Genomic DNA, 20,120 nt, shown 5'->3' with positions numbered 1-20,120 from the left:
AAGGGGGTTGGTCACGACACGACCCCGCGAATCTCCTTCGTGTCCTACGGCTGAACCGCGCGCACTTGGTCGTAGCGGCCCAGGAACCGGAACGCGCCGTCCCTGACCTGGTACAGGAAGCCGGTGTTCTCCGGGTCCAGCGCGTGGGTGGTGCCCTGGACGAAGCGGATCGGCTTCGCCACCCCGTCGTACGCGGTGTGGAAGAGGCGTTCGGCAACCTGCGCGGGTTCGATCGTGGTGGTGGTCCCGAGCGCGTCCAGGGCTCGCGCGATCAGACCGACGGCGTCGTACGCCTCGGCGGACCACCGGCCGGGCGGCCCGCCGTAACGCGCCAGGTAGGCCGCGGTGAACGCCTTCGCGGCCGGGGTGGTCGCCGACTGCGCTTGGGTGTACGGCGCTTCGAAGACCCACCCCTCGGCCGCCCGGCCCGCCGCGGTGAGGAAGTCGGCGCGCATGACGGGCTCGAAGCCGGTCACCGCTCCTGTGAACCGCGCCGTGGCCAAGGCCCGGGCGCAGGCCGCCGCCCGGCGCGGTGACGTGCCGCCGTAGACGATCGCCTGCGGGTGCGTGGCCAGCGCCCGGGAGACGACGGGGCCGAAATCGCTTGTGGTGGCGGCCACTTGGTGGACGGTGGCGGTGCCGCCGCTGGGCGGTGTCTCGACCAGGTTCCGGCTCATGTCGACGGCCGGCTCGCCCGCCGCGCCGTCCTGGATGACCGCCGTGCGCCGGCTGGGGCGGGTCCTGCTCAGGTAGAAGAGGATCGGCAGGGTCCGTGAGGTGTCGGACGCCCTCGTCACGCACAGGGTGCGCAGGGGCGTGGTGGACAGTCCGGCGGTGTCGTCGGCGGCCGACACCAGGACCACCGGCAGGGACGCGGCCGAGTAGAGCGGGACGGCGGCGCGGGCACCCACTGTCGTGCTGGGGCCGATGACCGCGATGACCGACCGCTGGGCGAGTACGCGGTGAGCCGCGTCCCGCGCTCGGGTCGCGTCGCCTCCGTCGTCGTACGAGGAGAGCGCGAGGCGGTAGCCGACGTTCTTGCGCGCGTTGTGGGCGGCGACCGCGAGGAGCGCTCCCTGCATCTGCGCCTTGCCCAGGGATCTCTGAGGGCCCGTCAGATCGGCGTGGACGGCGAGGGCGTGGGTGGGTACGACGTCTCGCGAACCGCTTGTCGTCGGGTGCCCCCGGGTGAGCAGGACGGCCGCACCGGCGCCGGACGCGGCGAGCACTGCGGCTGCCGAGCTGCCGATGGTCAGGACGCGGCGGCGTGAAATGCCGTGTGGTGGGGGCGTGTTGAGCGGTTCGGGTGTGGATGGTCCTGCCGTGCGGGGTGGCGGGTCGAGGGCGCGGGCCGAGCGCTCGGCTACCAGCCGTAGGACGGCGGGCGGCAGCCATGCGGGTGCCGTGGACGGGTCGTCGTCCGGGTGCTTCTCGTCCGTCAGCGCGGAGTGGACCGCCGCGGCTGTCGGCCGTAGCGCCGGGTCCTTGGCGAGGCAGGCGTCGATCACCGTGCGCAGGGGCGGCGGGAGTTGGGCCAGGCCGGTGGGGTCGTGGGGTTCGTGGACGGTGCGGTACAGGACCGCCGGAGCCTCGCCGGTGCCGAACGGGCGCCGGCCCGTCGCCGCGTACGCGAGCACGCAGCCGAGGGAGAACAGGTCGCCGGCCGGGCCGACCTCGCCGCCGCGGGTCCGGGTCTGCTCGGGGGAGAGATAGCCGGGGGTGCCGATGACCGCGTCGGGAGCGGTGAGCGCGGTCGTTCCGGCGCCCTTGGCGATGCCGAAGTCGATGAGCCGGGGGCCGTCGGGGACCAGGAGGATGTTGCCGGGTTTGACGTCCCGGTGCACCAGGCCCGCCGCGTGCAACTCACCCAGCACCTGCGCCAGTTGGGCACCGAGCGTGACGACCGTGTGCGCGGGAAGCGGGCCGACGCCGTCCACCGCCTCGGCCAGCGACGGGCCGGGGACGAACGCGGTGGCCAGCCACGGCGCACGCGCCTCGGTGTCCGCGGCCGTCACCGCGACCACCCGGCGGCCGGTGAGCCCGGTGGCCAGCCGCACCTCGCGCCGGAACCGGGCGCGGAAGGCGGGGTCGGCCGCGTACTCGGCGCGGATCACCTTCAGCGCGACCGGTGTTCCGTCGGCGGTACGGGCCAGGTAGACCACGCCCATGCCGCCCACGCCGAGCCGGGCGAGCAGCCGGTGCCCGCCCAGAAACTCCGGGTCCTCGGCCCGCAATGCCTGCATCCTGCGGCTCCCGTCGCTGCTCGGGGACGGATCCCTCGTCGGTCCCGTGGACACTCTCGTCGTCGGCCGGGACGCTCCCGTACGCGCCGCCCGCCCGTCAGGAAGCGGACACTCCCACCGGGCCGTCGTAGGCGAAGCGCCCACCCTTGACCTGGTAATGCTGCACCTGCCGGGTGATGAGCTGGTGGTCGGCGTCGAACGCGTACGTGGTGATCAGCCCCTTGAACCGGGCCTCGGCCAGCGCGTCGGCGACCTGCGTGCGGCTCGGGCGCAGCCTGCCGCTCCCGGCGAGCGCGGTGAGCCGGTCGGCCAGCAGGCGCGTGACGTCGTACGCCTCGGCGGCCCAGTCGCCCGGCGCGCTGCCGTACCGCTTGCGGTAGGCGGTGGCGAACGGTCGTACGGCGGCGGCGCCCGGGTCGATGTACGGAGCCAGGACCTGCCAGCCCTCGCTCGCCGGGCCCGCCGCCGAGACGAACGCGGGCGTGGCCGACGGAATGTCCAGGAAGCGTGGTCCGGTGAACTTCTGTGCGGCCAGGGCGCGGGCGAGCGGCGCGGCTCGCTCGGGGGTGCCGGTGTAGTAGAAGCTGTCGACGCCGTGCGCGAGCATGTCGGTGACGACGGCCGACACGTCGGGCGCGAGCGCGGGGACGACCCGGGCGTACAGGGCCACGCCGCCCGCGCCGGTCGCGCTGTGGACGACGTTGACGGACTCCATGCCGGTGATCCCGCCCGCGCGGTCCACCAGCAGTCCCGGACGGCGGGAGCCCCGCGCGGCCAGCGCGGTGACGGTGGCGAACGCGGAGTACGCGGCCAGCGGAGCGGCCCGGAAGTATCTTCGCGGCTTGGCCAGGAGCGCCGACTGCACGGCGGAGACCGAGAGTTCGGACACGGTCACCAGCGACAGCCCGGCGCTCTCGTACACCTCCACGGCACTCTGCGCCGAGGCGTAGCCGGTGGGGCCGAGCACGGCGAACACATCGCGGTCGCCGGTCAGTCGGCGGGCCACGGCCTGGGCGCGGGCCGGCTCCCCACGGTCGTCCATCACCTTCAGGGTGAGCGGGAACGGCTTGTCCTCACGCGCGTTGAACTGTTCCACGGCCAGCCGCGCGCCCCGCTCCTGTGCCGTCCCCGCCGACTTGAGCGGGCCGCTCAGATCGGCCTGGACACCGATGACCCAGTCACGGTGGGCGGCCGAACTCGCCGGTGTCTTCTCGTCGTTGTCCCGCAGCACCGCCCACAGCGCAGCGCCGCCACCGGCCGCGAGCAGCGTCGTACCGCCCGCGGCGAGGGCCAACACCCGGCGACGGCCCGGACGTTGGGATGCGGACTCGCCGGAGACCTCGGTCGGCTCGACACCGGGCAGCACCAGCATCTCCGCCGACCGGTCGGCGACCATCCGGACCACCGAATCCGGCAGCCAGCCGATCGAGCCGGCCGGGGCATCCTCCACCAACTCCGAGTCCATGTCGGCGAGTTGGGGTCGTTCCGCGGGCTCCTTCGCGAGGCAGCGCTCCAACAGGTCCCGCAGTTCGACGTCCTCCACCCCGTCGAGATCCGGTGTGTCGTGCACGGTCCGGTACAGCAGCGCGTCCGCCGCGCCCGTACCGAACGGCAGCCGCCCGGTCGCCGCGTACGCCAGCACACAGCCCAGCGAGAACACATCGCTCGCCGGACCCACCGGCAACGCCCGCGCCTGCTCCGGGGAGAGGAACCCGGGCGTGCCCACGACCATGCTGTCCGAGGTCAGCTCCGTCTCCTCGGCCGCCGTGGGCCGGGCGATACCGAAGTCGATCAGCCGGGGCCCGTCCAGCGCGAGGAGTATGTTGCCCGGTTTGACGTCCCGGTGCACAAGTCCCGCTCGGTGCACGGCGTCCAGCGCCCGCGCCAGCACCTTGCCCAGCACCCGCACCACCCGCGCGGGTAACGGCCCGCACTCCGCCACCGCCTCGGCCAGCGAAGGCCCCGGCACGAACGCGGTCGCCAGCCACGGCGCCGGGCCCTCCGTGTCCGCGCCCAGCACCGGCACCACCCACGGGCTGTCCACCCCACGAGCGGAGTCAGCCTCACGCCGGAACCGGGCCCGGAACTCCGCCTGTTGGGCGAACTCGGGCTGGATCACCTTCACCGCGGCGAGTTCCCCGGCCCCGCCGCGCGCCAGGTAGACCACACCCATGCCGCCCGCACCCAGACGCCCCAACAGCCGGTATCCGCCGAGCCGCGACGGATCGGCGGGAAGCAGTCGCTCCATCACGACCCGCCCTTCGTGCCCGGCGCGGAGGCGGTCGGCCCGCTGGAATCCGACCCGGCGGTGCGCCCGATCTCGTCCTGCACCCGGAGCAGCATCCTCGGAAGCACCTCCGCCACAAGGGAGTTGAGCTCCTCCTGGCTCCGGCCGCGCCCGCCGCACACGGACGTACCGCTCACCACCGGGCCCAGCACGGCCTGTTGCCACCAGTACGGGTACGGGCCGCCGCGCGTGTCGCTGACGCACTGCCCCGTCTCCAGCAGCAGATCGTCGCCGCTGGTGTTGCCGCCCTCGCCCCGGGCGAACGACAACGACTGGAGCCCGGTGAGGCGTTCACCGGGCCGCTGGACCTGCTCCGTGCAGTCCAGGTCCTCCTCCAGCATCCTGGCCTGTTCCCAGGACGCGTCCAACGCCGTGCGATGCACGGTCACCGTGGCCGACAGCCGCACGGCTCCCTTCGCGCCGGACGCGGGCACCTCGAAGTGCCGGGTCAGCGAGGCCAGCGCGTCCTCGGGCAACGGGCGCAGCCGCCACAGACAGTCGTCACCCAGTACCGCCCACCGCGCCGGGTCGCTCTCGTACGGTGTCGCCCGGACCACCCCGGTGCCGAACAACTCCGGGCCGGAGATGACCCGTTGGATCAGCGACTGAGCCTGCGGCGCGGTCTTCGGCTCCTTGCCCGGATCCGTCTCGGGCGTCGCCGACGCCGACGGCTGCGCGTCGGCCGTACTGCTCCGAGCCGTCCCGGAGGATGTCGTCGGTGGCGACGCGGAACCGCCACCACCCCCGGTGCACCCGAGCACCATGGCCCCGCAGGCCGCCACCGCCCCGCTGACACGCAGTGCTCTCGCATACGCCACGACGTCGCCCCCTCCACGGCCTGCCGTGCGGCCGCCCCATGCCAGTAGCGATGCGCCCAGGCACGGGACGGTTCCCCGGCTTCCGCTTCGATCTCCGGCGCCGCACAGGATGCGCACAGCCGAGACGATCGTAGAGCTGATCCCATCAACTACCCCTGCGCATACGGGAGTTAAAAGATCCAGGACGGCGGCGGACTCACCTGGACAACTCCGTCGGCTCGTCCAGTTGCGTCAACTTCCGGGGATTGCGCACCACATAGACGCGGGTGATCCGGCCGTCCTCCACCACGAGGCTCACCGTGGACGGTTCGCCGTCGATCTCGATCCGGCCCGCCGGCTCGCCGTTGAGCCACACGGGCGTGGTGTCGAACGCGGCCACCAGCTGGTGTGCGCGGGCGAGGATCGGCGCCACAGTCTCGGCTCCGTGGATGGGGGCGAGCGCGGCGGCGACCACCCCGCCACCGTCGGTCACCAGCACCACGTCCGGCGCCATCACCTCCATCAGCTCCTGCAACTGCCCGGTCCGCAGGGCGCGCAGGAACCGTTCCACGACGGCCTGTTGCTCCGACCGGCTCACCCGCACCCGCGGCCGCCGGGCCGCCACATGCTCCCGGGCCCGCCGCGCGACCTGCCGCACCGCGGCCGCCGACTTCCCGATGACCTCGGCGATCTCGCCGTAGGGCATCTCGAAGACCTCGCGCAGCACGAACACCGCACGCTCGGTGGGCCCGAGCGTCTCCAGCACCGTCAGCATCGCCATCGAGACACTCTCCGCGAGCTCGACGTCCTCGGCGACATCAGGAGCGGTCAGCAGGGGTTCCGGCAGCCACTCGCCCACGTACTCCTCACGACGGCGCGACAGCGTGCGCAGCCGGTTGAGCGCCTGCCGGGTGACGAGCCGCACGAGGTACGACCGCGGGTCCCGGACCTGTGCGCGGTCGACGTCGGCCCACCGCAGCCACGACTCCTGCAACACGTCCTCCGCGTCGGCCGCCGACCCGAGCATCTCGTAGGCGACCGTGAACAGGAGGCTGCGGTGGGCGACGAAGGGGTCATCGGTCATGCCGTCGACGCTACGTCGGCGCCGGCGTGCCCCGCCCGGACGGCCAGGGGAATCTCGCACGAGTCCGAGTAGCCCTGCGAGGTGATCCCGTGCGCGGTGTTGCACCTGGCCGCCATGTTGGCGAAGCCGATGAACACGGTGAGTTCGACGAGCGCCGCCGGACCGAGCCGCTCCAGCAGGCTCTTCGACAGCTCGTCGGTGACGGTCGGCGGTGTGTTCGTCATGGCCTCCGCGTACGCGAGCACGTCACGCTCCAGCGGTGTGAACACCTCCGACTGCCGCCAGCGCGGCACCTGGCTCGCCTTGGCCAGGTCGAGGTTCTGGTTGAGCGCGTGGAAGTAGTTGACGTCGAGGCACCAGCTGCACCCGACCTGGGCCGCGACGGCCATGTGCGCGAACGTCTTGAGTCCCGCGTCGGCCGCGTCCCACGCGCCCACGTTCGCCGCGAACTCCTGGTTGGCCCGGGCGAGTTGGGGCTGGTTCCACAGCACTTCGACGGGCTCGGGCACGGCCCCGAGCTGCTGGATCATGTTCTCGCGGAGCTCGGTGGGAAGCTCGGCCTTCGGAACGCGGATCGTCACGGTGTTCTCCTTGTACGTGTGCCTGGTCGGTGGTTCGCCATGAAGACACCGGCCGGCTCGCGGATGTGACATCGGGGCCGGGCACTTCGGTCGGCCTCGACGCTTGGGCCCTTCGCGCGGGGGTACTCGGCCGTCATGATGATCGCCGAGAACGAACACGTCGACCTCGCCGCATCCGGCGCCGCCATGGGCCTGGTGGTGGCCTTCGCCGGCGGTCTCGTCATCGTCGCGCTGCTGGTGTGGGCCGTCCGGCTGGGCATCAAGGTGCGGGAGCGGGAACCGGCGCCGCCGCGACCGGACGAGCAGCCCCGGCTGCCGGAATCCGGTGCCGTACGGGAGGTCAGGGAACAGCGGGAGCCGGACGAGGTGCCGCGCACCCCCGACGGCGAGCGGATCCTGCCGCACAACCTCCACCACTCCGGAAGCAGGCGCAGCGAGAACCAGGAGCGTCCGCGCTGGGACGAGCGGTCCGGCGGTTCCTGATGGCCGGCGCCCGGACCATGGCCGGCCCGCAGACCTCGGCAGGTGTCCGGACGGTGCGGGCGGGGCGCCGCAGCCTCGCCGTCCACCGGCCCGACAAGGTGCTGTTTCCCGCTGACGGGAACGGCAAGGAGTACACGAAGGGCGACCTCGTCGCGTACTACCGGGCTGTCGCCCCCTTCATGCTGCCGCACCTGCGCGGACGCCCGTTGATGCTGGAGCGGCACCCGGACGGGATCGACGGCCCCCGGTTCATGCAGAAGAACTTCCCGGCGCACTACCCGGACTGGATCAAACGCGTCGAGGTGTCCAAGGAGGGCGGCACCGTCACGCACCTCGTCTGCGACGACACCGCCACGCTCGTGTACCTCGCCGACCAGGCCTGCCTCACCCCGCACCGCTGGCTGTCCCGGGCCGCCCGGCCGCACCGGCCCGACCGCCTGGTCTTCGACCTCGACCCGTCGGACGGAGGCGACGGAGACACCGGAGACGACTTCGCCGCCGTACGCCAAGCCGCCCTGCTCCTGCGCGAGTTGCTCGACGAACTACGGCTGCCGTCCGCGCCGATGACCACCGGATCGCGCGGTCTGCACCTGGTCGTGCCCCTCGACGGGCAGCTGGACTTCGACGCGGTACGCGCCTTCGCCAAGGACGTCGCCGACCACCTCGCCGAGGCACACCCCGACCGACTCACCACGGCCGCACGCAAGAAGGACCGCGGGGAGCGCCTCTACCTCGACATACAGCGCAACGGCTACGCGCAGACCGCCGTCGCCCCCTACGCCGTCCGCGCCAAGCCCGGGGCCCCGGTCGCCGTCCCCATCAGCTGGGACCAACTCGACGATCCGGACCTCGACGCCCGCCGCTGGACCATCACCGACGCCGTGGACCAGGCCCGCATCGATCCCTGGGCGGGACTGGCGAGTCGGGGACGGTCCCTCGCCCCGGCCGGGCGGCGACTTGACGAACTGCGCGGATGAATCACCTGTTCGTCGAACTGAAGATCGATCTGAACGACTGACGGCTCCGGCATTGGGTACTCACCGGTTCATGCGGATGAGTGTGGTGGACGTGGGTTCGAACACGGTTCGGCTCGTGGTGGCGGACGTGGAGGACGGCGTACCACTGCCGGTGCACACGGCCAAGTGGAAGCTACGGCTCTCCGAGCGCGTCGGGCAGCCGTACGGGGAGATCCCCGAGGACTCCGTACGCCACCTCGTGAAGGCGGTCTCGGCCGCCGCGGAGACCGCCCGGCACTGGGGCGCGGCAGGCCCCCTCGCCTTCGCCACGGCGGTGGTCCGCGGCGCGCCGAACCGGCGCGACGTGCTCCGCGCGGTGCGCACCGAGACCGGCGTACGGCTGTGCACGCTGCCGGGAGAGGTGGAGGGCGAGCTGACGTTCCTCGGCGCCCGGCGCTGGATGGGCTGGCGCGCCGGGCCGCTCGCGCTCTTCGACATCGGCGGCGGATCCTTCGAAGTCGCCTTCGGGCGCGGCCGGTTGCCCGACTTCGTCGCCTCCCTGCCACTCGGCGCGGGCCGGCTGACCCGGGACTTCCTCTACGGCCAGGACCCGCCGCACGAGCACGCGGTCAAGGCGCTGCGTCGCGAGGTACGGCACCAACTGCGGGACGTGGCCGCACGGATCCGCTGGGAAGGGCCCCGGACCACCGTCGTGACGTCCCGCACCTTTCAGCAGCTGGCCCGGCTCTGCGGTGCCGCGCCCGGACGTCAAGGTCCCTTTGTGGAACGGCGGTTGGCACGGTCGGAACTGCGCGTGGGCCTCGACCGGCTGGCCGCCCTCGCCGCCTCCGACCGGGCCCTGCTCCCCGGTGTCTCGGCACCGCGGGCCGCGCAGAGCCTGGCCGGAGCCGTGGTCGGGCACACGGTCATGAAGCTCACCGGCATCAAGACCGTCACCGTCTGCCCCTGGGGCATCCGTGAAGGAGTGCTGCTGCGGTACATCGAGGACGGCGGGTCGTGGTGGACGGAGATGGCGCGGCGCAGCGACGAAGTGGAAACCGCCGGGGCGGGCGCCCTGCGCATCGCGCCGGTGCCGGAGCGGACGCCCGTCGGCAGGTAGCGAACGTCGGCCGACTCGCGCCGGCAGCTGGTGAACGTCCGTAGCGAACGCCGGCCGACACGCGCCGGGAGGTGGCGAACGACCGCACCGCGCCCACCTACGCCGGGCGTGAGATCTCGGCGACCGACATCGAGATCCGCTGTTGCAACTGCTCGGGCAGCGGTGCTCCGTTGACCGAGTCGACGAGTTCTTCGGCCAGTTGATGGAGTTTGGTGTTCGTGCGCTGGGAGACGTCGACCAGGACGCTCCAGGCGTCCTCGGGACTGAGGGCGAAGGAGGCCATCAGGACTCCGCGGGCCAGGTCGATGACCGGCCGGGTCAGCATCGCGCGCTTGAGCTGCCCGACCTCGACGCGCAGCTCCTCGGCCTCGTCGGACACGCCGTTCTCCTCCATCAGGTCGTGCGTCGTGGGGGAATGGTGGCGCCGGGCGTCGACCACCCCGTCGGCGGGCGTGGGCCCTGGCGCGTGGCGGAACAGCGACGACGTGTCGGTGAGCGCGAACAGTCTCCCGACCGCGGCGCTGACGGCCCGGACGCCGAGTGTCTTGCCGTCCGACAGGGCGATCCGGCGGAGGGACAGCAGGACGTTGAGCCCGGCGCAGTCGCAGAAACCGACTCCGGCCAGGTCGAGGTCCAGCCCTCCGGGCGACCGGGCGAGCGCCGGCCGCAGGGCGCGCCGCACCGCTTGCTCCGTGTCGATGTCGATCTCCCCGGAGACCACGACGACCGTCCGGGTCCCGGCCGGCCGCGTCACGATCTTCAGAGACGCCGAAGCCGACGCGGGATCCACCGCGGGAACGGGGGAGACCGCACAGATCGTTCGGCCCCCGCTCCTGGGAGGAGCGCTACGTTCGTGTTCTCGCATGGCAGCCGCTCCCGAGGCATCCGCCTTGTTTTCTGCCCGGTCAAGTCTTGCCCGCCGTATTTAGCGCGTCAAGATATACACGAAATTCGTTTCGTGTCTCGGGATACGTGAAAGACGGGGCCTATGCTGGAGGGCATGGACGGAGTACCCGAGACGCACACTGGATGGACGTTCCTCACCAGCCATGCCCGAGTGCTGGCCGCGATCGCTGAGGACCACCGCACCCGAATCCGTGACATCGCCGTGCGATGCAGGCTCACCGAGAGAGCCGTACAGAAGATCATTTCCGATCTGGAGCAGGACGGCTATCTCACCCACACGCGGGAGGGCCGGACCAACGCCTACCGGATCGAGCCGGGAACCATCCTCCGACATCCGGCCGAGGCCGGGATGAGCGTCGAGGCGCTGTTGTCCACCCTCGCGCAGCACGACGATCAGCGCGAGCACTCGGCCACGGCTCCCGGTGAGCGGGGCTCCGAACTCGCTGAGTGACGCGTCGAGTTACGGCGGGGGGCCCGGTCGCCGGTGATCGACGAACCGATGACGGTCCGTCAACCGCCGTGGACCATGAGGGCGTTGGATCGTGGGCGTTGACGGGCTGGAGGCAGTCGGACCGCGCCTGATTCCCGTCCCCGCCCGATCGGTCACCTCAACTGCCGTGATGCGACAGGGGTGGTGGCCCGTCGGGCCGTGCGCCGCCCATGCGTCTAGATGTCGCCCCAGCCGGCTGACTCACTCACCACCACAGCCTCCGCCAGTCTGAACCGTTTCCAGGGGCACGGACGCGCCACTCGGCGTCACCGGGGGGCGTTCCATCACGATTCGCTCCAAGCCTGTCGGGGGAGTCCGGCGCCTACCCGCGGCCATGGGGCCGACACGTCCCCCATCCGCCCACCTGATTCATCACCATTCGTCATGTTCTGGCGGCTGGGAGTCATTGTCTTCGCACGTCTGTTTCAGGGTGCTGCGCGGGGGCAAGCGCAAAGTGAGTGCTTCGGACAGGAGGCACGTCCGTGGGAGCCGGTCTATGCCGGATCGCGGGTGTGTTCCACCTGCTCAGCGCGTGCCCGCTCCCATGGGGACCGTCCTTCGACAACCCCTTGAGGGAGTTGTGAGCACCGCCATGGACACAGTCACCATTACCCGGAAGCGCCATCCGCACGACGACGCCCCCCGCACCGCCGCCGCCTTCGCCCGCCTCTCGCACCTGCCCGACGGACCCGAACGGGACGCCCTGCGCGACGAACTCGTCCGGGTCTGGCTCCCCATGTCCGAACGCATCGCCGGCCGCTATCGGGGAAAGGGCGAGCCCTACGAGGATCTGCGCCAGGTCGCGGCACTCGGTCTGGTCAAGGCCGTCGACGGTTACGACCCCGACCGGGGCCACGCCTTCGAGAGTTACGCCGTCCCGACCGTCACCGGCGAGATCAAACGGCACTTCCGCGACCACATGTGGGCCCTGCACGTGCCCCGGCGCGTCCAGGAACTCCGCAACAGGGTGCGCGTCGCCCTGCGGGACCTGTCCGCGACGGGTTCGGACCGGCGCCCGAGTGTCGCCGAGATCGCCGAGTACGCGCAGCTGAGTGAGGAAGACGTGCAGGCCGGTCTGGAGGCGCTCGACAGCTTCACCGCGCTCTCGCTGGACGCCGAGACGCCCGGGGAGGACTCCGGGATGACGCTCGTCGGCCTGCTGGGGGAGTGGGACGCCGGATTCGACCTGGTCGTCGACCGCGAGGCGGTCAAGCCCGCCCTGCGGACACTCCCCGAACGCGAACGCACCATCCTCTACCTCCGTTTCTTCCGCGGCATGACCCAGAGCCGCATCGCGGAGCAACTCGGCGTCTCCCAGATGCATGTCTCCCGGCTGATCAGCACATCCTGCGCCCAGGTGCGCGAACGCGTGCTGGCCGACGCCGCCTGAGCGCTCCGCTTGTGCCGCAAGGGGCTGTTGTCCGTCTGCGGCGCCATCGTGGCTGGTCGCGCCCCGCGGCGGAGCCGCTGATGTCACAGCCCCGCGCCCCTTCAGGGCCCGCCTCGGAGGTGGGCCGGCCGCCCTGCGGGACTTCTCCCGGGGCGGCCGGTGGCGGGCTCACTGCCGAACCCTCCCGGGAGCGGTTGGGCAGCCTGCCGCCCTCTTCGGACTACCGGGCTGGGGCTGGTTCAAACAACATCCGGCCCATTGGGCGGACGCGGCGCACGGAACGGCGGTCGGACGACCCGCCGCCGCGCGCCCGCTGTGTCCGCGTGGTCACAGGCCGGTGAGGGAGGGGGTCCCGCACCGACTTCCAGGTGGCCGTCGTACCCTCAACGACGCGGAACGCAGGGCCTGTTGAGCCATTCCGCGTGCGGTCGCGGCGAGTGCGTACGGGACGTCCCGGGGTACCGGTATGCTCTCGACTGTTGTCTGACGGCAACTATGGTCGCGGGAGTCCGTTCGGTGGGGAGGGCAGGGCGATGGTGGTGCCACAGCCGCGGGCCGACGACCTGCTGTCGGTGGGTGGCGAAGGGGTCGGCCCGGAGACCTGGGTGGCCTGGCAGCCCGCCGTCCTGCTGGTCGAGGACGACGCCGGTGACGCGCTGCTGGTGGAGGAACTGGTCGCCGACAGTGCGCTGAAGATACGGCTCCAGTGGGTGCGGTCGATGGCCGAGGCCGCCGAGGTGCTCGCGGCCGACGTGCCGGACTGTGTCCTGCTCGACCTGCACCTGCCGGACGCCCAGGGCCTTGAGGCGCTTTCCCGGGTCCGGGCGGGCGCCGAGCGGGCGGCTGTCGTGGTCCTCACCGGCCTCGCCGAGGAGGAGACCGGACTGGCCGCCGTCGCCGCCGGCGCGCAGGACTACCTGGTCAAGGGCCGCGTCGAGCCGGGCCTTTTCGGACGGGCCGTGCGCTACGCGATCCAGCGCAAGCAGGCCGAGCGAGCGGCCGTAGCGCTTCAGGCCAGCCGCATGCAGGCCCAGGAGAACGCCCGCCTGGAACGGGGACTGCTGCCACGCCCCCTGCTGCGCGGCGAGGGCGTCGAAGCGGTGGCCCGCTACCGCCCCGGGCGCGCACAGGCGCTGCTCGGCGGCGACTTCTACGACATCGTGCAGAGCGTCGACGGCACCGTCCACGCGGTGGTCGGTGACGTGTCCGGGCACGGGCCCGACGAGGCCGCCCTCGGGGTGGCCCTGCGCATCGCCTGGCGCACCCTGGTGCTCAGCGGTGTCACGGGCGCCGAACAGGTGGCCCGCCTGGAGGAACTCCTGGTCGCCGAGCGCGCCCGGAGCGAGGTCTTCGCCACCCTCGTCAGCCTCGCCGCCGCACCTGGCGAACGTACGGCCCGCGTGGTGCGGGCCGGGCACCACGGGCTGCTGATGCGGGACGGCGGCCGGGTGGAGTGGGTGGAGGTGCCCGGTGGTCCGGCGCTGGGCGTGGTCCCCGGCCTCGCGGACTGGCCGGTCGAGGAACTGGCCGTCCCGACGGACGCCGCCGTGGTGCTGTTCACCGACGGCCTCTTCGAGGGGCACGTCGGACGCGGCTCGGAGCGCCTCGGGGAGGACGGGCTGCTACGGCTCGCACGGGAGAGGGCCGCACTGGCACCGGAGCCGTTCGTCGATGAACTCATCGCCTCCGCCGAGAGCCTGGCCGAGGCGCAGGGCGGCCTGGCGGACGACGTGGCCGTGCTGCACCTGCACTGGACATGAAGCAGCCGGCCCGGACGTGATTCACTCCGCCGGAAACGAGCAGGTGGGACGAGAGGGTGTCGAAACGAGACGAACGGTGAGGGACATGGCGGGCGGAACAGGGATCGGGCGCCGGTTGACGGTGCAGGGATGGTTCTTCCTGGCGCTGTCGCTCATGGTGCTGCTGGTGGTGATCGGCACCGCGATCGGCGCCAACCTGCTGAGCCAGACGGCCCGGGTCACCGACGATCTGCTGCTGCGCGTCCAGCCCGCCCAGACCGAGGCGTACCGGCTCCAGGCCGCCCTGGTCAACCAGGAGACCGGCATCCGCGGCTACGCGATCGCCGCCGACAAGCAGTTCCTCACCCCCTATACCAGCGGCAAGAGGGACGAGGCCCGTTCGGTCGCCCGCCTGCGCGAACAACTCCATGACCGGCCCGAACTGCTCGCGGATCTGCGCGCGGTTGAACGCGGAGCGGCCGCCTGGCGACAGGACTACGCCGAGCCCCTCGCCGCCGCCGTCACCCCCGGCCGGCCGCACGCCGTCGACCAGGCCACCGTGGACAGCGGCAAGCACGAGTTCGACCATCTGCGCACCCTCTGGGCCGAGCAGAACGCCGACCTCGCGAAAGCCGTGAAGGAGGGCCGCGCCCACCTCGCCCACCAGCGGACGGTACGCAACACCGTCCTCAGCGGCATGATCGCCGCCTTCCTGCTGACCGGCGTCGCCCTCGCCGTACTCGTACGACTGCTGGTGACCCGGCCCCTGGAGGCGCTGAGCAAGGCGTCGGAACAGGTCGCGGCGGGCGACTTCGCGCACCGCATCACCGGGGAGGGCCCGGTCGACCTCACCGCGGTCGCCGGAGCCGTCGAGGGCATGCGCAGACGGATCGTGGCCGAGCTCGACGCCTCCCGCGACCAGGAGGAGGCACTCAGCCGCCAGGCCGCGGAGCTGGACGCGCAGGCCGTCGAACTGCGCCGGTCCAACGCCGAGTTGGAGCAGTTCGCCTATGTCGCCTCGCACGACCTTCAGGAGCCGTTGCGCAAGGTCGCCTCGTTCTGTCAGCTGCTGGAGAAGCGGTACGGGGACAAGCTCGACGACCGCGGCCTGCAGTACATCGACTTCGCAGTCGACGGCGCCAAACGCATGCAGGTCCTCATCAACGACCTGCTCACCTTCTCCCGTGTCGGGCGCCTCGACGACACCCGGGAGCGGGTCGGTCTCGGCCCGGTGCTGGACAAGGCACTGCGGAACCTCGCGGCGGCCGTCGAGGAGTCGGAGGCCCGGATCGACCGGCCCGAGAGCATGCCCGAGATCGTCGGCGACCCGACGCTGCTGACGATGCTCTGGCAGAACCTCGTGGGCAACGCCCTGAAGTTCCGGCACCCGGACCGCGCCCCGCACGTGACCGTCACCTGCGACCCCGACCCCGACAACCCCGGCATGTGGCTGCTGTGCGTCGCCGACAACGGCATCGGCATCCCCGAGGAGTTCACCGACAAGGTCTTCGTCATCTTCCAGCGGCTGCACAGCCGCGAGGCCTACGGCGGCACCGGCATCGGACTCGCCCTGTGCAAGAAGATCGTCGAACACCACGGCGGCCGGATCTGGATCGAATCCCGGGTCGGCGAGGGCACCCGCTTCTGCTTCACGCTCCCGTCCGCCGACGAAGCCGACGAGGCCGCCGACGCGACCCCTGCCACCGAAGGCATCGAAGCCACCGACACCGCCGGACCCGGCGACGGGACCGGCCCCTCCACCTCCACAGACGAGAAGGCCCTGACATGACCCTCCCCGACGCGACCCCGATCGACGTCCTCCTCGTGGAGGACGATCCGGGCGACGAACTGATGACCCGGGAAGCCTTCGAGGACAACAAGATCGGCAACACCCTGCACGTCGTCCGGGACGGCGAGGAGGCTCTCGACTTCCTCTACAAGCGCGGCGACCACACCGACGCCCCGCAGCCCGACCTGATCCTCCTCGACCTCAACCTGCCGAAGTACGACGGCCGTCAGGTCCTGGAGAAGATCAAGTCCGACCCCGAACTGGCGCACATCCCCGTCGTCGTCCTGACCACGTCGTCGGCCGAGGAGGACATCCTGCGCAGCTACAAACTGCACGCCAACGCCTATGTCACCAAGCCGGTCGACCTCGACCAGTTCATCGCCGCGGTCCGGCAGATCGACGACTTCTTCGTGCAGGTCGTCCGGCTGCCCCACCGCTTCGGCTGAGGGACTAGGGTCTCGGGTACGAGGTGATGAGACGGACGTCGAGTTGGTGAGGGCCATGGTGTCGGAGGACGACCGTTCCGACGAGATCACCGGGGTGTTCCTGCACAGGCTGCCGGAGGACACCTGGTGGTGGTCGGACGAGATGTTCCGGCTGCTCGGCTACGACCCCGACGCCGTCACGCCCACCGCCAAACTGCTGCGCGGCCACGTCCACGGCGAGGACCAGGCCGGCCTCGACAGTGCCCTGGAACACGGCAGGACCACCGGTATGCCCTTCAGCTGCTACATCCGCGTGGTCGGCACGCCGGGTGAGGAACGCAGCGTCGTCCTGGTCGGCGACGGCCGGACCGGAGACGACGGCGAGGTGGTGGTGCTGCGCGGGTTCGCCGTCGACGTGACGAAGTCCGTACGGCAGGCGGCACGGCGTACCGCCGACTCCGACATCGAGCGGGCCCGCGTCTCGCAGGAGGACATCGACCTCGCGCGCGGCGTGCTCATGGGCCTCTACGGCATCGACGCGGACATCGCGATGCGCGTCCTGCGCCGCCACTCCCAGTACGCCAACGTCAAACTCCGCACGCTGGCCCAGTCGGTGCGCGAGGCCGCGCCCACCGCACCCGGCCGACCCCAGCACGACCTGCACCAGCGGATCTCGGCCGTGTTGTACCCCGACCGCGACTGAGCGGGCGGCCAAGCTCCGGAGACGGGTCCGCTTGGGGGTGGGAATCTCGGGTAGGCCAACCCCATGAGCGGCGAATCACCACACTGCCGACTTCCCTGAGGTGTCGAACTCGTGGCAGCGCACGGGGAGGCGGACCGGAAACCGGCGCAAGCGGACGGCACGGACGCCGTCGCGGGCCGGATCGCCGATGCCGTGGACGGCCTGGCCGACCTGTGGACCACGGCGGCGGCCGAGGCGTCGGTACGACTCTCCCCCCATCAACTGCGCGCCCTGCACGCCCTGGAGGCCACACCGGGCGCGAACCTGACCATGCTGGCGGACCGGCTCGACGCCGGGCTGCCCACGGTGAGCAGACTGTGCGACCGGCTGGAGGCGGCCGGGCTGCTGCTCAGGGAGGCCGCACCGCACAACCGCAGGGAAATACAACTGCGCCTCACCACGCACGGCCGCGACGTGCTCGCGGAGGTGGCCGAACTCAGGTCCCGGGCGCTGACCGAGGTCGTACGCGGCATGGAACCGGACGACCGCGCGGCCCTGGAGCTCGGCCTGCGGGCGTTCGTCGCGACGCTCCGCCATCCGCCGCCCACGGAAGACGGGTGAACCTGCGCTTCACGCTGAGTCGGTGCCGCGTCCGTTCCAGTCCAGGCAGACAACGGCGGCGTCGGCGGTCAGGTCCGTGCTGCCGAAGTGCTCGACCAGGCTCGCCACCACCGAGCGCGCGACCTCCTGCGGAGCCTGCGTCGGCGCCGCGTCGAGAGCCCGGCGCAGGGCTTCCTCGCCGAACAGGGCGCCCTCCGGGGAACGGGCCCCGTGGACGCCGGTGCTCACCGCCACGAGCCGGTCTCCGGGCCGTACGGTGAAGATCTGCTCCTCGTAGGCCGTCTCCTCGAACATGCCGAGCGGGAGCTGTGCCTCCAGTTCGATCTGCCGCACGGTGTCGCCGCGGCGGCGGTAGAGCCGGGGCGAGCCCGCGTCGACGGCGTGGACCGTGCCGGTCGCGAGGTCTAGGCGGAGCAGCAGGGTCGAGGCGTACACCTTGCCGCCGAACTGGGCGTAGACGGCCTGGTCGGCCAGGCGGGCCTGGTCCGAGAGGCTCACGCCGGCCCGGCGGGCGTTGCGCAGGGCGCCCACCGTGACGCTGGTGAGCAGGGAGGCGTCGATGCCGCGGCCCATGCCGTCGGTGACCGTCACGGTCAGCCGGCTGCCGTCGGTGCTCCAGTCGAAGTTGTCGCCGCCGACGGTGTACGCGGGCTCCAGATGGGCGCCGATCACGAACTCCGGGCGACCGCAGCCGCGCCCCGGAAGCAGCTGCCACTGCATCTCGGCGGCCAGGGTGAGCCGTCGCGTACGGCGGGCCAGGAGGTACAGGTCGGTGTCGCGTTCCGCCGTGGCGATCTCGTGGCCCAGCGCGGTGGCGAACTCGGCGAGCCGGTCCACCCCGGCCCGGTCGGCGCCGGCGGCGGGCAGCCGGGCGGAGAGGATGCCGAGCCGGTCGCCGCGCACGGTGACGGGCAGGTGCACGGTGGCCGTGCCGTCCTTCGGCGGTTCGACGACGGGCGTCTGGACGGTGAACGCGCGTCCCGCCGGACCGTCGTAGGCGGACAGCGGTTCGCCGGTGCCCGGCAGCGGGGCGACCGGACGCAGCACGCGCAGGCCGTAATCGGCGAGGAGGAGGGTGACGTCCCGGGCTCCGGCGCGGTCACCGAGCAGGCGGCGGGCCGTCTCCACCAGAGCGTTGGGCGGGGCCGACCGCAACTCGCTCTCCACAGAGGGGAGCGGCTCAGAGGTGCTCACGGCGTTCACCCTTCCGGCTCAGTGTCTTCACACTAGCGTCACGCCGGTGGGTGCGGGGTACGGCGGGGCGCACCTCACCGCCCCCGCCAGTCCAGGCACACCACCAAGGCGTCGTCGTCCGGGGTCGGCGTGCCGCGATGTCCGGTCAGCTCGCGCAGAACGGCCCGCGGCACCTCGGCGGCGGGCAGCAGCCTGGTGTGCTGGATCGCCCGCGCCAGCGCCGCGTCCCCGTAGGCCTCGCCCTTGGGCGAGGCGACGGCGTACACCCCGTCACTGACGAAGAGGAGCCGGTCGCCGGGCTCGATCCGGAAGTCCTGCTCGACGTAGTCGGTCTCCTCGAACATGCCCAGCGGCAACTGCGCGTCGAACGCGATCCGCTCCACCACCCCGTCACGCAGCCGCAGCGTCTGCGGCGATCCGGCGTCCACCACCCGGGCCCGCCCGGTGGTGAGGTCGAAGTCGAACATCAACACCGACATGTGGCCACGGCCCTGATAGTGGGCATACACGGCCTGGTCCGCGAGGGCCGCCTGGTCGGCGAGGGGGATGCCCGCCCGGCGCGCGTTGCGCAGGGCGTTGACCGTCAGGTTCGTCAGGAGCGATGCCTCTATGCCCTCGCCCATGCCGTTCGAGACGTAGAGCGTGAGGTGGTCGGCCGTCGCGGACCAGTCGAAGTTGTCCCCGTGGATCGCGTACGCGGGCTCCAGCTGCGCGCCCAGGTCGAACTCGGAGCGGGAGCACGAGCGGCCGGGCAGCAGCTGCCACTGCATCTCCGCGGCCAGCGTGAGCCGGTCCTTGCGCCTGGCCCGCAGATACAGGTCCGTGTCGCGCTCGGCGACCAGCACCTCGTGCCCCAACACCTCGGCCAGCTCGGTCAGTTCGGGAAGGCACGCGCGCGCGTGGTCGCCGCCCGGCAGCGTCACCGAGAGCACGCCGAGCCGGTCCCCGCGCACGCTGATCGGCAGGTGGGCGCGCACGCTGCCGTCGCCGAGGTTGCCCTCCATGAACGGTTCCTGGGCACCGAAGGCGCGGCCCGCCGGGGTGTTGTGCACGGAGACCGGAGGCAGGGTGTGCGGAAGCTCGGTCACGGGTTGCAGCACGGTCAGGCCGTAGTCGGCCATGAGCAGGTCCACGGAGTCCGCCGCGTAGTGCCGACCCAGCAACTGCCCGACGACGTCGGGCAGTTCGTGGGGAGCCGCCGTGCGCAGCGCCCGCTCGACAGCCAAGAATCTGTTCACGATCGTAGGTATGCCAATCTCTCACCCGAGGCACGCGTCGCCCGCTCTGCGGTGGGCCGTACGGCCCCGGCGCCGCGTGTCGTCTCGTCCATCCG

The 20,120-nt window shown here is 71.9% G+C and carries 18 protein-coding genes; 10 read left to right on the top strand and 8 right to left on the bottom strand.

Annotated features, from left to right (window positions below; translation table 11 throughout):
• Positions 1 to 44: 44 nt before the first annotated feature.
• The 5 genes from ACNFOC_RS02140 to ACNFOC_RS02120 form a co-directional block, all read right to left on the bottom strand.
• Positions 45 to 2,243 carry a bifunctional serine/threonine-protein kinase/ABC transporter substrate-binding protein gene (locus ACNFOC_RS02140; protein ID WP_416955974.1) on the bottom strand — a complete coding sequence of 733 codons (2,199 nt, stop codon included), beginning with the start codon at positions 2,241 to 2,243 and terminating at the stop codon, positions 45 to 47.
• A 97-nt stretch (positions 2,244 to 2,340) separates the two neighbouring features.
• The gene (locus ACNFOC_RS02135; RefSeq protein WP_416955972.1) at positions 2,341 to 4,491 is read right to left on the bottom strand and encodes a bifunctional serine/threonine-protein kinase/ABC transporter substrate-binding protein; all 2,151 of its coding nucleotides are present in this window, start codon (positions 4,489 to 4,491) and stop codon (positions 2,341 to 2,343) included.
• Positions 4,491 to 5,348: a hypothetical protein gene (locus ACNFOC_RS02130; RefSeq protein ID WP_416955970.1), complete on the bottom strand. Its 858-nt coding sequence runs from the start codon at positions 5,346 to 5,348 to the stop codon at positions 4,491 to 4,493. Before ACNFOC_RS02130 ends, ACNFOC_RS02135 begins: the two co-directional genes overlap by 1 nt.
• A 196-nt stretch (positions 5,349 to 5,544) precedes the next feature.
• Positions 5,545 to 6,411: an RNA polymerase sigma-70 factor gene (locus ACNFOC_RS02125; RefSeq protein ID WP_416955968.1), complete on the bottom strand. Its 867-nt coding sequence runs from the start codon at positions 6,409 to 6,411 to the stop codon at positions 5,545 to 5,547.
• Positions 6,408 to 6,992: a carboxymuconolactone decarboxylase family protein gene (locus tag ACNFOC_RS02120; RefSeq protein WP_416955966.1), complete on the bottom strand. Its 585-nt coding sequence runs from the start codon at positions 6,990 to 6,992 to the stop codon at positions 6,408 to 6,410. Before ACNFOC_RS02120 ends, ACNFOC_RS02125 begins: the two co-directional genes overlap by 4 nt.
• Positions 6,993 to 7,127: 135 nt before the next feature.
• On the opposite strand from ACNFOC_RS02120, the gene ACNFOC_RS02115 reads away from it, so the two are divergent.
• The 3 genes from ACNFOC_RS02115 (at position 7,128) to ACNFOC_RS02105 (ending at position 9,551) form a co-directional block, all read left to right on the top strand.
• Positions 7,128 to 7,475, top strand: coding sequence for a DUF6479 family protein (locus ACNFOC_RS02115; RefSeq protein WP_416955964.1), 348 nt, complete (start codon positions 7,128 to 7,130; stop codon positions 7,473 to 7,475).
• Positions 7,475 to 8,452 carry a non-homologous end-joining DNA ligase gene (gene ligD / locus ACNFOC_RS02110; protein WP_416955963.1) on the top strand — a complete coding sequence of 326 codons (978 nt, stop codon included), beginning with the start codon at positions 7,475 to 7,477 and terminating at the stop codon, positions 8,450 to 8,452. Before ACNFOC_RS02115 ends, ligD begins: the two co-directional genes overlap by 1 nt.
• A 70-nt stretch (positions 8,453 to 8,522) precedes the next feature.
• Entirely contained in the window at positions 8,523 to 9,551 is a 1,029-nt protein-coding gene (locus ACNFOC_RS02105) for a Ppx/GppA family phosphatase (RefSeq protein WP_416955962.1), read from the top strand.
• A 97-nt stretch (positions 9,552 to 9,648) separates the two neighbouring features.
• On the opposite strand, the gene ACNFOC_RS02100 is transcribed toward ACNFOC_RS02105, so the two are convergent.
• The gene (locus ACNFOC_RS02100; protein ID WP_416955961.1) at positions 9,649 to 10,305 is read right to left on the bottom strand and encodes an STAS domain-containing protein; all 657 of its coding nucleotides are present in this window, start codon (positions 10,303 to 10,305) and stop codon (positions 9,649 to 9,651) included.
• 246 nt (positions 10,306 to 10,551) lie between these two features.
• Between ACNFOC_RS02100 and ACNFOC_RS02095 the strand changes: the two genes are divergently transcribed.
• The 7 genes from ACNFOC_RS02095 to ACNFOC_RS02065 all read left to right on the top strand — a co-directional run bounded on the left by ACNFOC_RS02095 (position 10,552) and on the right by ACNFOC_RS02065 (position 17,593).
• Positions 10,552 to 10,908, top strand: a complete 357-nt coding sequence (locus ACNFOC_RS02095) for a helix-turn-helix transcriptional regulator (RefSeq protein WP_416955960.1) — start codon at positions 10,552 to 10,554, stop codon at positions 10,906 to 10,908.
• 631 nt (positions 10,909 to 11,539) lie between these two features.
• Positions 11,540 to 12,337, top strand: a complete 798-nt coding sequence (locus ACNFOC_RS02090) for a SigB/SigF/SigG family RNA polymerase sigma factor (protein WP_416955959.1) — start codon at positions 11,540 to 11,542, stop codon at positions 12,335 to 12,337.
• 533 nt (positions 12,338 to 12,870) lie between these two features.
• Entirely contained in the window at positions 12,871 to 14,097 is a 1,227-nt protein-coding gene (locus tag ACNFOC_RS02085; protein WP_416955958.1) for a PP2C family protein-serine/threonine phosphatase, read from the top strand.
• An 85-nt stretch (positions 14,098 to 14,182) separates the two neighbouring features.
• Positions 14,183 to 15,865 carry a sensor histidine kinase gene (locus ACNFOC_RS02080; protein WP_416955957.1) on the top strand — a complete coding sequence of 561 codons (1,683 nt, stop codon included), beginning with the start codon at positions 14,183 to 14,185 and terminating at the stop codon, positions 15,863 to 15,865.
• On the top strand, positions 15,862 to 16,311 hold the full coding sequence (locus ACNFOC_RS02075) for a response regulator (protein ID WP_390924347.1): 450 nt from the start codon (positions 15,862 to 15,864) through the stop codon (positions 16,309 to 16,311). Before ACNFOC_RS02080 ends, ACNFOC_RS02075 begins: the two co-directional genes overlap by 4 nt.
• Before the next feature lie 55 nt (positions 16,312 to 16,366).
• Positions 16,367 to 16,993, top strand: coding sequence for a PAS and ANTAR domain-containing protein (locus tag ACNFOC_RS02070; protein WP_416955955.1), 627 nt, complete (start codon positions 16,367 to 16,369; stop codon positions 16,991 to 16,993).
• Between the two features lie 111 nt (positions 16,994 to 17,104).
• Entirely contained in the window at positions 17,105 to 17,593 is a 489-nt protein-coding gene (locus ACNFOC_RS02065) for a MarR family winged helix-turn-helix transcriptional regulator (protein ID WP_416955954.1), read from the top strand.
• 9 nt (positions 17,594 to 17,602) lie between these two features.
• Here ACNFOC_RS02065 and ACNFOC_RS02060 read toward each other — a convergent pair whose 3' ends face one another.
• Positions 17,603 to 18,796, bottom strand: coding sequence for a PP2C family protein-serine/threonine phosphatase (locus ACNFOC_RS02060; RefSeq protein WP_416955952.1), 1,194 nt, complete (start codon positions 18,794 to 18,796; stop codon positions 17,603 to 17,605).
• A gap of 65 nt (positions 18,797 to 18,861) precedes the next feature.
• Entirely contained in the window at positions 18,862 to 20,025 is a 1,164-nt protein-coding gene (locus ACNFOC_RS02055; protein ID WP_416955950.1) for a PP2C family protein-serine/threonine phosphatase, read from the bottom strand.
• Between the last annotated feature and the right edge of the window lie 95 nt (positions 20,026 to 20,120).

Origin of the sequence: Streptomyces colwelliae (assembly GCF_048158785.1) — a bacterium.
Lineage (GTDB): Bacteria > Actinomycetota > Actinomycetes > Streptomycetales > Streptomycetaceae > Streptomyces.
The sequence above is the reverse complement of the archived record's forward strand: the minus strand, read 5'-3'. Positions and strand labels throughout refer to the sequence as shown.

Excerpts from the sequence above, each read along its gene's own strand:
- ACNFOC_RS02140 (WP_416955974.1), bottom strand. The coding sequence starts at position 2,243 with ATGCAGGCATTGCGGGCCGAGGACCCGGAGTTTCTGGGCGGGCACCGG.
- ACNFOC_RS02135 (WP_416955972.1), bottom strand. The coding sequence starts at position 4,491 with ATGGAGCGACTGCTTCCCGCCGATCCGTCGCGGCTCGGCGGATACCGG.
- ACNFOC_RS02125 (WP_416955968.1), bottom strand. The coding sequence starts at position 6,411 with ATGACCGATGACCCCTTCGTCGCCCACCGCAGCCTCCTGTTCACGGTC.
- ACNFOC_RS02115 (WP_416955964.1), top strand. The coding sequence starts at position 7,128 with ATGATGATCGCCGAGAACGAACACGTCGACCTCGCCGCATCCGGCGCC.
- ligD (WP_416955963.1), top strand. The coding sequence starts at position 7,475 with ATGGCCGGCGCCCGGACCATGGCCGGCCCGCAGACCTCGGCAGGTGTC.
- ACNFOC_RS02105 (WP_416955962.1), top strand. The coding sequence starts at position 8,523 with ATGCGGATGAGTGTGGTGGACGTGGGTTCGAACACGGTTCGGCTCGTG.
- ACNFOC_RS02095 (WP_416955960.1), top strand. The coding sequence starts at position 10,552 with ATGGACGGAGTACCCGAGACGCACACTGGATGGACGTTCCTCACCAGC.
- ACNFOC_RS02090 (WP_416955959.1), top strand. The coding sequence starts at position 11,540 with ATGGACACAGTCACCATTACCCGGAAGCGCCATCCGCACGACGACGCC.
- ACNFOC_RS02085 (WP_416955958.1), top strand. The coding sequence starts at position 12,871 with ATGGTGGTGCCACAGCCGCGGGCCGACGACCTGCTGTCGGTGGGTGGC.
- ACNFOC_RS02080 (WP_416955957.1), top strand. The coding sequence starts at position 14,183 with ATGGCGGGCGGAACAGGGATCGGGCGCCGGTTGACGGTGCAGGGATGG.
- ACNFOC_RS02075 (WP_390924347.1), top strand. The coding sequence starts at position 15,862 with ATGACCCTCCCCGACGCGACCCCGATCGACGTCCTCCTCGTGGAGGAC.
- ACNFOC_RS02070 (WP_416955955.1), top strand. The coding sequence starts at position 16,367 with ATGGTGTCGGAGGACGACCGTTCCGACGAGATCACCGGGGTGTTCCTG.